The 15,464-nt window shown below is 41.7% G+C and carries 9 protein-coding genes; all 9 read right to left on the bottom strand.

What is annotated here, in order from left to right; translation table 11 throughout:
- Positions 1-31: 31 nt before the first annotated feature.
- Positions 32-4,645 (bottom strand): S-layer homology domain-containing protein, encoded by a 4,614-nt coding sequence (locus tag F3D3_RS10950; RefSeq protein ID WP_069873870.1) that lies wholly within the window; start codon positions 4,643-4,645, stop codon positions 32-34.
- A 90-nt stretch (positions 4,646-4,735) separates the two neighbouring features.
- Positions 4,736-4,999, bottom strand: coding sequence for a hypothetical protein (locus F3D3_RS10945; RefSeq protein WP_069873868.1), 264 nt, complete (start codon positions 4,997-4,999; stop codon positions 4,736-4,738).
- Between the two features lie 219 nt (positions 5,000-5,218).
- Entirely contained in the window at positions 5,219-7,687 is a 2,469-nt protein-coding gene (locus F3D3_RS10940; RefSeq protein ID WP_069873866.1) for a LuxR C-terminal-related transcriptional regulator, read from the bottom strand.
- Positions 7,688-7,759: 72 nt separating this feature from the next.
- Positions 7,760-8,821 carry a lysylphosphatidylglycerol synthase transmembrane domain-containing protein gene (locus tag F3D3_RS10935; protein ID WP_069873864.1) on the bottom strand — a complete coding sequence of 354 codons (1,062 nt, stop codon included), beginning with the start codon at positions 8,819-8,821 and terminating at the stop codon, positions 7,760-7,762.
- A gap of 11 nt (positions 8,822-8,832) precedes the next feature.
- Positions 8,833-9,909 carry a glycosyltransferase gene (locus F3D3_RS10930; RefSeq protein WP_069873862.1) on the bottom strand — a complete coding sequence of 359 codons (1,077 nt, stop codon included), beginning with the start codon at positions 9,907-9,909 and terminating at the stop codon, positions 8,833-8,835.
- 148 nt (positions 9,910-10,057) lie between these two features.
- Positions 10,058-12,343, bottom strand: coding sequence for an RNA polymerase recycling motor HelD (helD, locus tag F3D3_RS10925; RefSeq protein ID WP_069873860.1), 2,286 nt, complete (start codon positions 12,341-12,343; stop codon positions 10,058-10,060).
- 438 nt (positions 12,344-12,781) lie between these two features.
- Positions 12,782-13,969, bottom strand: coding sequence for a pyridoxal phosphate-dependent aminotransferase (locus F3D3_RS10920; RefSeq protein WP_069873858.1), 1,188 nt, complete (start codon positions 13,967-13,969; stop codon positions 12,782-12,784).
- A gap of 228 nt (positions 13,970-14,197) precedes the next feature.
- On the bottom strand, positions 14,198-14,431 hold the full coding sequence (locus F3D3_RS10915) for a hypothetical protein (protein ID WP_069873857.1): 234 nt from the start codon (positions 14,429-14,431) through the stop codon (positions 14,198-14,200).
- A gap of 148 nt (positions 14,432-14,579) precedes the next feature.
- Positions 14,580-15,221 (bottom strand): HAD family hydrolase, encoded by a 642-nt coding sequence (locus tag F3D3_RS10910; protein ID WP_069873855.1) that lies wholly within the window; start codon positions 15,219-15,221, stop codon positions 14,580-14,582.
- Positions 15,222-15,464 lie beyond the last annotated feature (243 nt).

Raw genomic sequence — 15,464 nt, 5'->3', positions numbered from 1 at the left:
AATAAGTTCAGGGGGTGTTTTGTGGTTCAATTTAATCGATGATTTGTTTTAGAAAACGATGCAGTATTGAGGCAACTTCTGCACGTGTGGCGCTTGATTTTGGACTGAACTGGTTATCTGTTCCACCGGTCATGATGTCTGCCTTTTGCATCGCAGTAACCGCAGCTTTATAGGGTTCGCCTATGCTGGATGCATCTGCGTAAGGAACTGCCTCACCACCAGCAGGTAGCGTGTAGCCTGTTGCCTTTGTAAAGTTGGCGATAATCACCGCAATTTCTTCACGGGTAATGGCACGATTAGGTGCAAATTCTGAATTGCCAATCCCATGAATAATGGCCGATTTGTATGCCCATTCAATATAGGGCTGGTAAGTGCTGCCCACTTTAACATCGGTGAAACTGCTTGTGGTATAACGACTTACATCCACTTTTACCAACTTGCCCAAAGCGGTTACAAGCATTTCACGCGCTGTTGCAGTATCGGGTGCAAATGTGGTTTCTGCTATGCCTGGTAAAATTTCCAGATCTACAACATGAGCAATGCTTGCCTTGCCCCAATGGTGATCGATGTCCTTAAGCTTTTCACTTGGCGCGGTATACGCTATACCATAAAGAGAGAAATGAGGTGTTGTAAAGAGAATGCTCCCACTGCTCGTATCATAGCTTGAACCTTCCACGCGCGTTGTAAGCCCATTTTCATCTACATATACCGCATAGAGGCCGCTGATGGCTTCACCATTTGCAGGTGTATAAGGAATCGCTATCGTAGCACTCCCTTCACCAAAGCTAGACACCGAACTGTTATCGCCGTAGCTGACGGTGATGTTGTATATAGGTCTTGTGCCAATAAGTGCCATCGCCGTTTCAGAAAGCCCTGTTTGTGGGGTAATGGTAATGCTCACATTGCCACTTACTTGCTTTTGAATTTCTGCCAGTGCTTTTTGGTCAAAGCTCACAGCAACAGGTGAACCGCTCAGTTCAAGTTTGGTTACACCCGCACTCACAAGGCGTCCTAAAGCGTTTTGTGAAAGTGTTGCGGTGAGTGCCTTGGTCCCTTGTGGCATGGTGACATTTAAGCCAATAGAGATCCCCTCTTCGGTTTTCGCCTGTTTGGTGGCCTCTGCTTGCGCTTTAGAAATGGCCTCTGCCACAGCGGTATCCGCGATAGAGGCACTGGCTACACCGTTTGTGCCCGCGGTTGCAGTTACTGAAGACACTGCGGTTACAGGTTGATTGGGCTGATTTTCTTTTAGCGTTATGCCACCTGAAGCGCCACTGCTCCCAGAGGCTGTACTGTCACCAGAAGGTAAACCGCCTCCAGAGGAGGAACCGCCACTTGAAGAGGAACCGCCATCGTCATCTGAGGATGAACCCCCACTGGTATAGGTTTGTACCGTTAAGCTGCAAGAAGCTGTATAGCCACCATCTATCGTGGTGACGGAAATGGTGGTCGTTCCATTGCCCACTGCTGTTACAAGTCCACTTGCATCCACTGTGGCAACAGCTGTCTCACTGCTCAACCAAGTGACGGATTTGTCTGTGGCATCAGCTGGCGTAAGGGTTGCAATGAGGTTTGCGGTTTTGGTGCTGGTGTTGCTGTAAAGAGAAAGTGCTGTCTTATCCAGTGCAATCCCTGTAACTGGTGTTACACCTGCTGGAATAGCTTCATAAGTTGCCGTAATCTCCACTGCATTTGCAGGCATGGTAAAGCTTGTGCTGGAGGCCTGCGCATTGTTAAGCGCTATACCCCCACTTTGAATCGTCCACGCCTTAAAGCGCTTGCCAGCGTCTGGGGTATTTGCTGTTATGGTTACAGTTGCACCTTCTGCCACAGTAGCATTGCTTGCCGTACCCTTATTAACGGTTACAGCATAGGTAACCGCTGGTTTGACTGTAACAGTGACTTCTTGAGTATATAAGTGTGAACAGCCCGGTGCGGTAAGCTCACAATAGTATTTATAGGTTCCCGCTGTCAAATGCGTTGGTAGCGTATAGGTGGCATCAACCGCTCCTGAGATAAGATCATCATCCCACCACCGGTAACTTATTGCCCCTCCACTGCTGGCACTAGCTGTTACAGAAAGACTTTCTGTGATGGCACCCTCGGTCACCGTCACATCCTGTGGCTGTTTTTCAATGGTGATCATCTGCTTTTCAAATGCATTTTTGCTGCTGTTCCAATGGTAGTAACCTTCGCTCAGACCGTCAACCGATGGCGCGGCATCCGCCGCATCTATGATAATCTTGCCGTTAGCTGCCAGCGTATAACCGCCGTCGATGAACTTGCCACTTACACCTTCGGCAAGCGCTGATTGGATTAAACGAATGACTGCATCGTCAGTTACATTCAACGTGCCAGAGCTGTATTTGAGGAGTCCACGGTTCATCCATATGCCTATCTGATCATCGCTTTGTCCTTTGCCAATTGTCAGTGAGCCGCCGTTGATGTGTATTGTGCCGCCATAATTTACGATAGCGCGCTCACTAAAGTCTATTATTTCAATGGCACCACCCGCATTGATGTTTAGAGTGTACCCCGCATCCAGTAGCCGAATTAATTGTTGACCGCTGGTGGCATTAAGATTCACCGCTGCACCACTGTTTACATGGATGGTTTTAACCGTGATACCATAATAATTTCCAGTTACATTAACGTTGATATTTTCCAGATTCAGTGTGCCAGTATTGCTAAATAGCGCATTACCGCTACTGCTACAGACAAAAGTACCACCTCCATTAAGGGTCAGTGTATGGCTGCCTATGTTGATTAATCCCAAATTACCTGAAGTGGTGACCGTTTTGCCGCTAGGGATTACCAGTGTGTGATCTGCACCCTGACTGATTTTTTCCGAGAACGTAATGTCTGCCGTTACGTTCACGGTCTGAGACGTGATTGCCTCAAGAGCTGTTTTTAATTCGGCAGCGGTGGCAACAAAAACATCAGTCGAAATCTCCTCGTAGGTTGCCGTAACCTCTACTGCATTTGCTGGCATGGTAAAGCTTGTGCTTGCCGCCTTTGCATCTACAAGGGTTACCCCACCGCTGACAACTGTCCATGCTTTAAACTGCTTACCACTAGGTGCCGTATTGGCAGTGATGGTCACAGCTGTATTTTCTGAATATGTCCCACTTCCTGTTCCGTTCGTAACCGTTACAATGCTTTTCGGCGATACTGTGCCAAGGTGAACATATTTTGAATTGCTCCATAAATCGAACCACTCTGCATCGGTCTTTGAAGAGAGCAGTATGCCTGCTCCAGCTGGAGAAGGTTGCGCGGATTCCGTGTTGGTCCAAATTTTCAGTGTAGAGCTCGGAGCGTAATTGCAATCTAGGTCAAGGCTAGAATAAGCACTACTGCTACTTAAAACTGTCAGGGTGATCTCATCACTTTCAAGATTTAAAAGAGCAGGACTGTTCAATAAAAGTCCAAGTAGGCCGTGAATGTGAATATAGGCTCCCTGCTTTAATGTCAAAGAACCGTCTCTTAGAATTTCAATGCCAGTACCCATATTTCCGGCATGAACCATAACCGTAGCATTCTCAACAACAAGTTTTTGGACTCGAATGAGTGAGCCGGTAGAGTCACTGTTTTGGTTTGCCACAAGGGTGCCATTTTGAATGGTGATTTCTCGATCATCACCATAGAGTGCTGTGTTTCCAATTATAGTCAGTGTATGACTCGCTAGGTCAATGGTCAGATTTCCAGAATCACAATCGATGACATTGTAAAGGTTTGAGCTTTCATCAATTGTCACGTCTCCAGCAAGCCGTAGCGTCACCGCTTCTGAATCTAAATTTAAAAATTCTATACTTCCCGCCACATAATCTGAATTCAGCGTAAGCGTTTTCAAGGCGGCATCCCAGCTGTATCCTGTACCGCTGAAATCGGTGTCTATTTTGTAGGCATCTGCGTGCGTAAATCTAATGCGTGGCAGCATTTCAGTAACCGTTAAACTGACTGGTATTGAAGCCAAAAGAGTACCGTTACTAATAACTATAATTGTAGTGCTATGGATCCCTTTAGAAAGAGACAGTTTCGGTGTAATCGTAAATTCCGCTGACTCAGTGGCATTGAGAGAGGTGCTATTGAGGTCACCTAAATCAAACCAATCTGAGCTTGATCCCATCACACTTAGATGAATCTCTGTGAGATCTATAGCGCCATTATTTGTAAGGGTGAACGTCTTCGGTTTGGCTGCCTCAAGGTAGGATTCTATGCCATACCCTTCTTCAAGTGAATCAAAGGTATAGATCGATGGGGCCACCTCCAATACCGCTTTTACACTTACTGTTATCAAAGGTGGCGTCGCACTGCCCACCAGTGCAACGTCAGGTAGCAGATCTAGGGTTGGTCTAAAGACATAATCACCTGCCGTATTGCCATCGTAAACAGGGTCACTCACCCAAACAGATACATCTACGGTGTAGGCAGAGCCACTGGTGAGCTCAACTTGAAGTGTACTGGGTAGATTCAATGACGATTGTAGGGTGCCGTTGGGTACCGTCTGTAAAGCCACTTCTTCACCCAAAGTATCAAAAGCACTTATTTCGGTTGTGGACGCTGCAAATGCCACTGCGGGGAGCATCGTGAACACCATACATATTGAGAGCAGCAGACTGCTCATACGTTTTCTTACTTTTTTCATATCTTAATATTACCTCCTTGTTATTTCGCGCCAATACTTCCTTTTGGAAGTCATAAGACACCATCGGTTTATAAAACTTTCGTCATCTGTCTACTGCGTCCGGTCAACCGCGAGCAGATCCATAAAGGTTGCAGCGGAAATCTCTAACACCTCGCTGCTTTCCTGATAAAAGATCAGTCGATAGCCATCTGTACCCACACTTCGAAATACTTCTTGGTTGCGAAGTAATCCAAACCGCACCGATTGTAGTCGCCTATGCATATCCAGGCGAACGGTGCAGCCCGATTCCATTTCCACTTGAAGACAATCGTCTTCCAAAGGGGTTACTGCACGAAAGATCTTGCTGTTTTGCATAACAGGCCTCCTTTCCAGTATTTTTGCGTGGGGCATATCACCTCTTCAGCATACGCCTTCTTTTGGGTGTCGGTATACCCCCCATCGGGTATTTATTTTTAAATACGATTGATTTTTTTATGTGCTGACCCGTCATAAAAAAACGCCGTACTCTCTGAGTACGACGCCTTTTAGATGTAAATATAATCCCTTTTGGGGTATTGCATTTTAGATTTTATCTCATTTTTTTAAAGCCTGAAGCTGAACACGGGAACGTATCCCCAACTTCTGAAAAATACACTTTAGGGTCGACTTGACGGTTTCCTGCGAAACAAGCAATCGAGAAGCGATATCCTTGTTGGTTAACCCTGCAGCGGCAAGATGTGCGACCTCTCGCTCCCGTGGTGTAAGATGACCATACATGGCGGATTTTCGAATTTTAGCCACACCCATCCTGTGGCGTTTGCACAAAACCATGAGTTCAGTCAGGGGCGCAGCCTTCTCCTTAGCCTTAAGTAAGGGCGCAAGGACCTCTTCGTATTCGGCGAAAGGCAGATAAATTGCATCTGGCAAAGCAAGAAAAAGCGCACAGTCCAGCGCCGCTTCTGCTTCTTTATCGTGACCCAATTCATGATGTGCAATGGCGATCAATAAATGAAAATAGACTTGAGGCAGAATAAAGTGATGCCGCTCCACGGCTGGAAGTACCCCTTGAGCAATTCCCAATACCTTTGCAGGGTTGTCTTGAGACAATAGCCATCGCAAATAAGTCAGCACACCGAAAGGCATGGCAACTTCATATAAAATGCCTGTAATTCTATCTAGATTCATAAGCCATTCTGGTACAGCCGACTCTTTAACCAAAACAGAGACGAAAGTCAGTGCCAAATCTGCCATTCTTTTTACCGCATGTTCTGTACTGTTTTTTGTCCGTTCCATGATATTTTGCTGAATGTTCTCAAAACTTTCAAAATCTCCACGGAGGAGCGCAATCCGCAAAAGGGTCATTTCCGCGGCAAAGCAGATGCAATCCTGTTTTTGACCGTTGGCGAGGTAAATGGCCTTGTGGCACAGTACTTCTGCAGCAATATCATTGCCTCGCATCAAGTGTGCCTCTGCCCTCATGGCACAGTCCGCTCCTGTGCCGTGTCCTTCTGTCAGGCGGACATAGTAGGGTAAGCAAGCATCCATACAGTCAAGTGCTCTATCCAGTGCACCACTAGCGCTCCAAAATAAGTACAGGACAGAGGGTTGACCAAATGTCCAAGAGTCATTCCAGTCTTCACGATTGGAAAAAGGCCCCCCTAACACTTCCCAAGCTTTTCGATGAAGTATGCTCATTTTTTCAATGTCGTTAAAAGCGGTGAAAGACTGTAAAAATGCAAGCCGTCCAATGAGTACCCGAGTGTCTTCGCCATGAAGTCCATTTTTTTCAGGATTAGAGATTAACGCACCAATCATTAAACAGCCTTTTTCAAACGCTGCATATCGGCCCAACCGAAACAGCTCAAAAGTAATGATGCTTAACGTTTGAGGATGACGTAGAAGAATGCTGTGGTCACATTCTATAAATACCCGCTCCAGCATTTTTGCACTTCCAGCCTCTGGATATAAAGAGAAATCGGATGCTTTAAGGGGTAAAGCGAGCAAGGCTTCCAAATCATTGGCCTCTAAATAGCCACACAAGGCATAGTAACGTTCCCCTATCATTGCGTACGCATCTGCCGCCAGCTTTTGAATTTTATGTACTGTATCCATTGGTAATGCTTTGAGCTCTTGCTTCAAAAAGTTTTGCAACAAACTGTGCAGAGTATAGGACGCATTTTCCCGTTCGTAACGCAAAAAAGAACCACTGCCAAGCAGCCGAACAATCCCTAGTGGAAGCGTATTCTTTTCCAAAAGCACATAGGCCTGCTTTACAGTAAAACGTTGCAAGAAGGATACAGCAATGAGAAATTTTTGCGCATCGGGTTCCAAATGATTCCATATAACAGCGCGAATCAAAGTGTCCATGCTATCGCTCACTTCAAAATCACCCTCCTGCAAGTAACGGATTAACTGGAGGTTTAGTGCAGCGGCCCACCCCTCTGATAACAACTGGAGCTTATCCAATTCGTCCTGAGACAATGCAATCTCATTCGCACGAAAATAGGCGTCCGTGTCCTTTTTTTGAAAAAAAAAGGCTTCATTTTGAATGAGAATCGCCTGTTCTGTGGGGATGCCTACAAACTCCATTGAATCAACGGATTGGGTGATGACCACAATGTGCAGTTCTGAACAACCATGACTTGAAAATGCGTGCAAAATACGCTGGGGCAATTCACCTTGTATGCACTGAAAATTGTCAAGGATGAGCCACGTATCACCGCTGACTTCACAAGCTCTCATTATAGCCACCATATCCACAAGGTTTTCTTGTGTGGGATAATCCAAAGCCTCCAATTTTTTAGCTGCATTTGGATCAATGTGGGCAAAAGTTTTGCAAATACCATTCCAAGCTTTACGCAATGGCTCTCCCATACAAGTGTACCAATAAACCTGATGCGCATAAGACTGATGGAGGTATTCACTGATGACCGTGGTCTTGCCAAAACCAGAAGCCGCTTGCAGAATGATCAGCGGATAATGGTGTATGTCTTCAAGCCTTTTTTGAAGTGCTTCTGGTATAGATACAGCGGGTTTATGGATTTTGATTTTAGTCAGTGGCATAAACAATCTCCCTTCACTCGAACCATTATAGGATTCTTTTAGCGTGTTGGGCTTGATTATCTCATTTTCTATTTATGATGTCAATTCACTCACTGCTTCTCTTTTATGACGTCTCTGTTCTCTGATGGAAATGATCAATGTGAAAATACCGCAGAAGAGTAGTCCGAAATAGTAACTGATGAGTCTCCAAAGGAGCATGGCAACCCCTACGAAATGTGTGGTGAACACTGAACCCAGTACCATTGAAAATCCAACTTCCGAAGCCCCAACGGTACCCGGTATAGGCATAAAACTAACACACATGTACAATATAGCTTGAAGCGTTATCACTTTCACGGGGCTAATGCCCGACAGATTCAGGGCTCTATAGATCACATAGGTGATGCCGAAGAACAAGGTCACTTGTAATATACTCAAGGCGAAAAGGATCAATGTTTTTTTGGGATCTGATTTTAATTTTTCTATGCCTTGTTGATATTCTTCCACAAACCGAACCCATTTACGCTCTGATTTCTCGCGACTTTTAATGAGCTTAACATGGGAAAGCAATGTATTCATTTTTTTACCCAAGTATTTGATCCAACTCGGTTTAAAAGCCAAAAAGATAATGAGCGAAAGTCCTAGTGTATTGATAACGAGTCCCAATGCTAAAAAGCCTGTGATTAAGCTCATTTCATTAAAAATATATCTAAAGTTAAACAGCGAAAGAAACAGTGCGTACAATGTAACGGTGATCTGAAACACGAGGAATTTGCCTACTAAAATGGCAGTGCCGTTGCTTGTAGACACTTTATGCTTCCTTAACAAGAGCAGCTGAATAGGTTGTCCACCACTTGCAAAGGGCGTGATGTTGCTGTAATATTGACCGATTAAAGTGGTCTTTATTGCAATCCACGGAATATGCTTTCTCTCTACTTTATCGTCCACATGATCGAGTAGCAACCCAATCATCAGAGATTCCAATCCCCAGAATCCAAACATCATGCCAATGGCGCCCAGTATGTAGCCGACCTTAACCGTTTGGGCTATTGTCATCATTTGATTTACATTGATCTGCTTTTTCAATATGAACACCGTAACACCAAACAATATGAGCATGATGGTGAAATTGATCCATTTTTGTTGTTTTGTCATGCTTTCACCTCTTATCTAACCGCTCTAAGAATCGCTTCATCCTTAAATTCTTTTTTAAGTTCATACATATTGGATTTTAACTGAAAAAGCTTTACCTCATCGTTGATTATATTTTCAATTTCGTCCACAAAATGCGTCTTACGATCTAATACAATGCCAATTTCGCGATTTTTAATAAATGCTATGTTGGCATGTTCTTGACCAATAGTCGTCTGTTGGATCAGCAATGGAATTTCTTTATTAATCGCCTCAAAGAGTGTGACGCCGCCCGGTTTGGTATAGATTAGGTCCGACGCTTCCATAAGTTCTGCGATATTGGAGACGTATCCGAGAACTTGAATATTTTTGTAATCCCTATAAGACAAGGTGGTTGCGAGTTCATAATCAGTTCCAGTGACGATTATAAATTTGGTATTTTCAACACTTTCTAATTGTTTTATGAATGCTTCATCAAATTTAACTTTGCCCATTGCACTGGCCATAATAAGCACTTGTTTCTTCTGCGTGTGCGTCGTAGAGCTCTTCTCTACTTTAAAATCTGCGCCCACTGGAATCCCCGTAACGAAGATCGAATCTTTATCCACACCCTTTAGCCTCAACAAATCTTTTACTTCTATAGAAGGCACAAAGTACTGATCGGTTTCTTCATGAACCCATTCCCAACTGTCCACAACATCTGTAATAACCGTCATCAGCGGAATATTCATATCGTGCTTAATTTTATATCTTGACATAAAGCCGGATGTCATCGGAAATGTGCTGATGACAATAGATGGCTTTTCTGTGTCCATATACGCTTTGAATCGTCGATTATATCTTGCATAGAGTAATTCGTCTATGATGTTTTTGCGGTTGTCTTTTTTATAATTATAAAAGAAATTATAGAGCGTTTCAAATTCTCTTGTCAAATAATTATAAATACCCTGTGCTATTTTTTTATATGAAGGTTTGATGATATCAAAGATATCAACAATATCGATTGTATAATCAAAATAAACCCGTTCAATTTCTGCCTTTAAAGCCTTTGACACGGAGTGATGTCCCATACCGAAAGTTGCCGTAAGGATCACTATCTTTTTATCATTCATTTGAGCCTCCTAATTTGCTCTTACATTTCTTTTATCTTAAACTTGAGTTTTCTATCTGATTGTTTCCAAAAAAAGAAGTTATGCTTTACCATAACTCCATCATATCGAATGAATATTAGAACAACGTCAACTCTCTATTAGAATTTAATTAAAATTTCGGCATTGATATTTTTTCGTATAATTGTGCGTCTATTCTTGCAATCAGTTCTGTCGGCTGATTCACATGATATATAAACAATTCGTGGAGCGCTCTGGTGACGGCCACATACAAAAGCTTTATATGAAGCGGATCATCTTCATATGAATCCATATGAGAGTCCAGTATGATCACGGAATCGAATTCAAGTCCCTTTGATAATTGGGGTGTAAGGACTGTAATCCCGCCTTTATAATGCGATTCATGCCCTGTTAGCATTTGGATATCCTCAGCTACTAAAGCACTGAGCTTTTCATAAACAGCCATACCGCCCAGCTCTGTCTTACACATAATTGCAATGGTTTTATAGCCTTTATGTTTCAGTGCCATAATGCATTTACTGACATCCGCAAGCAGGGTCTCTTCATCTTCACACGTTACCACACAAGGTTTATGCCCCGTTCTAAGCGCTGATTTTGCTAGGACGATATTTTCATCATTCAACGAAGAGATCACTGCATTTCCAAAATCTATGATTTCTTTGGTGGACCGATAACAGATGCTTATGGTCTTATACGTCGTCGCCCTAGGTTTGAAAACCTGCTCGCTTAACTCATCCCAGTTAGAGATGCCTCTATAGGCATTAATGCCTTGTGCAACATCCCCAACAACCGTAAACGAATTGTTTGCACTCGTCATGGTGAGTATATGCATTTGAAGCGGATTAAAGTCCTGTGCCTCATCTACAATAATATGCGTGTATTTTTTTAAAAGGTCCGACCCTTCCACTGCAAATTTCAAATAGAGCAGGGCCGGGATGTCTTCATATTCAATTTTTGTTTTAACAACTTGTTTGGTATATTGGATGACCGTCATAAGCTCTTCATCCGAAAGTGTATCCTGCGCATACTGCTTTAATAGCGCAGCCTCACTCAGTAAATTCAAAAGGCGTTTTTCTATATTTAAATTCTCCCACTTTGCAAGATAAGCCTTGGGAGTCGTTTTTATACTCTCATTTAATGTGTTAACGTACTTTATTTTTTGATCGGCGATATCCGAAATCATTTTTTGGCGCTTTTGTGCCTCTAATTCAGGCGTCTCTCTAAGCTTTAAAATCTTTGCCTCTAAATGCCGCATAATCTTACGCTCTAGTTTTGATATTCGATCCTCGATGGTATCTTTGATATATCTGTATAACTTCTCTTTTCGCTTTGCTAAGGTCATATAGGCATATTGATTGCAAAATAATGCTTCAAGTTCTTCATAAGAGTACAGCGTTTTTCCAAAGAGTTCAATAGATTCTTTCGGTAAAGCATCTTCTAAAAGTTGAGCCACGTACCGATCTATAATGCATTTTAATTTCATAGAGCCTTTAAACGCTGAAATGTATTCAAGTTTTTGGCGTATTTCATCTTTTCGATCGAGACTTATGAGGTTTTTAAGCTTGTCAAATTCAGTCGTTGTCTCTATTGTCTTCCCAAATACTTTTTCAAATAGCATTTCAAACGTCACTTGCTCGATGTCATGAACGCCAAGATCAGGTAAGACATCACTAATATAGTCTAGAAACAGTTTGTTCGGGACGATCATTAAAATTTTCTCAGCTTGAAAGATATCTTGATAGGTATACATCAGATAGGCAATTCGATGGAGCACGATTGTGGTTTTGCCACTTCCAGCGACACCTTGAATGATCAACACGCCATCCTTGGAAGCTCTGATAATTTGATTTTGTTCATCTTGAATGGTCGTTACGATGTCGCCTAATCGATTGTCCTTTTTCTCCGATAACGCCTTTTGTAAAAATTCATCCATCGGGGTGAGCCCTTTATCAAATATATTGATTAACTTGCCCTCTATGATTTCATACTGTCTTTTTATTGCCAAATCACCGATTACAACGCCATCTGGAGCGCTATACATCACTTCGCCGATTTCACCACTATAGTATATGCCCGCAAGCGGCGCACGCCAGTCCAGCACAATGAGTGCTTTGGTTTTAGAATCCTCTATACTTGTTTTACCGATAAAATAGGATTCCATGTTCTTGCCGAGTTCGCAAAAATCAACTCTGCCAAAATAAGGCTTGTTCCTCAATGTACTCAAGACATTCAGCCGGTTATGGTCGGTCTTCCTCATTTGATCGAATACATCAGGGTCTGTAATAACCTCCTTAGATATTCTACCGTAATCTTGAGACTTAATAATTAATTCTTCATGTTCTCTTGAGATCATGTTTTGAATCATTGCCAGTTTCTCTTGCTCATGTTCATAATCGGGATGTTCCTTCGCATTCATTATGGCGCCTCCTTTTGAATCCATGTGATCTTAGCCTATTAAGTTGTCAGTTGCCTCGTCTTTATAAACTCGGAAATCAAAGCGTATACTCAGTCCGATTCGCTACCTTCGTAACCCTTGCAATCCTATGGGATTGCATCCAGTGGGCGTTTGGACTCCCACTGGATCACGAATATGGACCCCCCACTTTAAGAAGTGGGGAACATCTCCTCAAGGCGTTACATTATATCCTTTTAAAATTAAAGATTCAATGGTTTCGATCATTTGTAATATGAAATTAAAATAAGTGACACTCTAACGGCCTATCTCTCAAACCGATTTTCGCTGACACCTTTCAGCGGCTGAACATTCCGCTTCAAGTCTTTCGGCTCAAACCTTATGATTTAATCATAAAAAACACCCTAATGTCAGGGTGTTTCAATTTGTCTTATTGGCTATTTACTTCTTTTTATAGGACTCCGCAAGCTTCGTAAAGGCTGGAAGCGAACGTTTAATCATATCCATATCCACGCAGTAAGAAATTCTGAAGTATCCTGGGTATCCAAAACCACTTCCTGGGACTAATAGTAAGTTGTACTTTTTAGCTTCCATAACGAATGCCACATCATCTTCAATCATTGCTTTTGGGAAAAGATAAAATGCACCATCAGGTTTTACCATTTCAAATCCAATGCTTTCAAGATGATTGTAAAGTACATCTCTCCGTTTTTCATATTCTTTGATATCCACTGAATCATCCAGTGAATCCGCTATGACCTTTTGCCATAATGCAGGCGCGTTTACAAAACCAAGCGTTCTGTTTGCAAAAGAAAAACCGCCCATGAGCATTTTGGGATCCTCTATTTTACTGTTCATTGCAATATAGCCGATACGCTCTCCTGCAAGGCCTAGTGATTTTGAATACGAATTGACAATTAAAGAATTCTTAAAAATATTGTGCACATTAGGCGCTTTTCCGTTATCGTAAATAATGGCTTTATAGGGTTCATCCGAGATCACAAAAATCTCATGACCAATTTCAGCCTCTTTTTTTGCAACGATTGCTGCTAAGTCTTTAAGACTCTGTTCTGAGTAAATAACCCCAGTTGGATTATTAGGTGTATTGATGATAATCGCTCTCGTCTTATCCGAGATTTTTGCTTCTAGTGCCTTAAGATCTGGTTCAAAAGTTTTCGGGTCAGCAGACACTTCCACTGGAACACCATTATGATTTTTGATATAAAAAATATATTCTGCGAAGTACGGTGCAATGATGATAACTTCTTGACCTGGGTCTAATATCGTTCTCATGATGACGTTCATGCCACCTGCTGCGCCTACGGTCATCATCACATGTTCATGCGAAATCGGTTCAATAATATCTTTATTGACATCTTCTGCCACTTTTTGTCTGACATCAGGGAATCCTGCGTTATCCATGTACTTATGTGTGCCGAGTTCATCAGAGTTAACAATTTCTCTCAGTTTGGCAACAACCTTTTTAGGAGGTTCAAAATAGGGGTTCCCAATACTAAAATCATACACATTATTTTCGCCATGAATTGCTTTGAGTTCAGCACCTTCTACGAACATGCGTCTAATCCACGATGACTTTTTTAAATTTTCTTGTACTTCTTTTGAAATCATTGTTGCCTCCTTTATTTAAATATATATTGAATAAAATTTCATTATGTTCTATATAAGATTATATCAGAATGAATTCGTTTTGCAATTTTTTTGTAAAGATTAAAATAATTTTGTAACTCTAAAAAATTTTAACTCGATTTGTTTTTTTGTAAAAAATAAGCCTTTGTTTCAGATCGGTATCCGCTGACAAAGGCTTGTTCATAATTCAATTTAATCGAACATGCTCAACTATAACTGAGCAATTCTTTTTTGTTCAAGAATCCAATGATCGATAATTTCCGATCTTTCTGGGTCAAATATCCCTATTTTAGCATAATCCGTATACAAGCTGATCACCTGTCCGCCATTCGTCTGAAGGCGCGTTAAGTTGACACGTTCATAAATCGACATGCGATCATTCTCCAAAGATTTTAAACCATCCATCGATAAAGTAACCAAGTCACCCTTCTTAATATTATTCATCGCAAGCCCTCCTTCAACCCTTATGTTCTTACTATTTTAAAGTTTATTTAGAAAAAACTTTATTTTATTAATCAGATATTTTATTCATTATATCAGACTTTGAAGAAAAGGGAAGTGATTTTTCAAATATTCTTAAAAAGGATTTTTTTTAGTTACTGGTTTTCTTTATGAAGCCAATTGCGCTTGGATGATTGACAATGTAATCTGGATTGAGGCTTTTTAATTTGGATAAGTTTAATACCGTCCATGACACTAAACAGGTGGCAACACCTGCATTTTTACCGGCTTCAATATCATGTCCACTATCGCCCACCATTAAAGTATCTGCCTCACGGATGCCATAATAAGCGCAAATTTTGTGAATGCCCTCTGGATTTGGTTTTGCATTTGTGACATCTTGTGCACTGAGATAATACTCAAAATAGCCTTCAATATGATACTGTCTCAAGCCTTTTTCAAGTCCATTTCGGCCTTTATTCGTTAAAATACCGCATTTAATCCCTTTGTTTCTGAGCGTTTCAAGCAAATCATGAACACCGTCAAACAGCTTCGTACGCGCTTCTTGATTCGCTCTGTAATACTGTCTATAAAATTCGGTCATACCTTCATGATGTGTCTCTGACAAATCCAGCATCTGCTGTCCAAGGGGTTTGCCTAAGATCAGTTCATATTCCTCGCTGCTGATGTCGCAGTTCCTGAACTTTTTTGAGGCTTCATTTAAGCTCTCTTTGATGATGTCGTTCGTGTCCATTATCGTGCCATCAAAATCAAAAATAATTAATTTATACATGCTATTTTGTTTGCTAAGAATCTTTTATTCTTGCACTCCTTTAATTTTATTCCATGCGCTCAATGATTTCAAGTTTTCTGATCTCAAAGTGCCACTGGCAATTTAATTTGAAGACCATTAGAGTATTTTCTCCATATTTTATCACAGCACCATTTGGTTGACCATATAGGAAAATATCAGCCTCTGGCAATTCTGCTATCAGTGGCTATTTTGTCTTTTCAAATAGCTCAAGTGTGACCAAAT

Source organism: Fusibacter sp. 3D3 (genome assembly GCF_001748365.1).
Taxonomy (GTDB): Bacteria; Bacillota; Clostridia; order Peptostreptococcales; family Acidaminobacteraceae; genus Fusibacter_A.
Note: the sequence above shows the minus strand (reverse complement) of the source record. Positions and strands in the feature narration are given on the sequence as shown.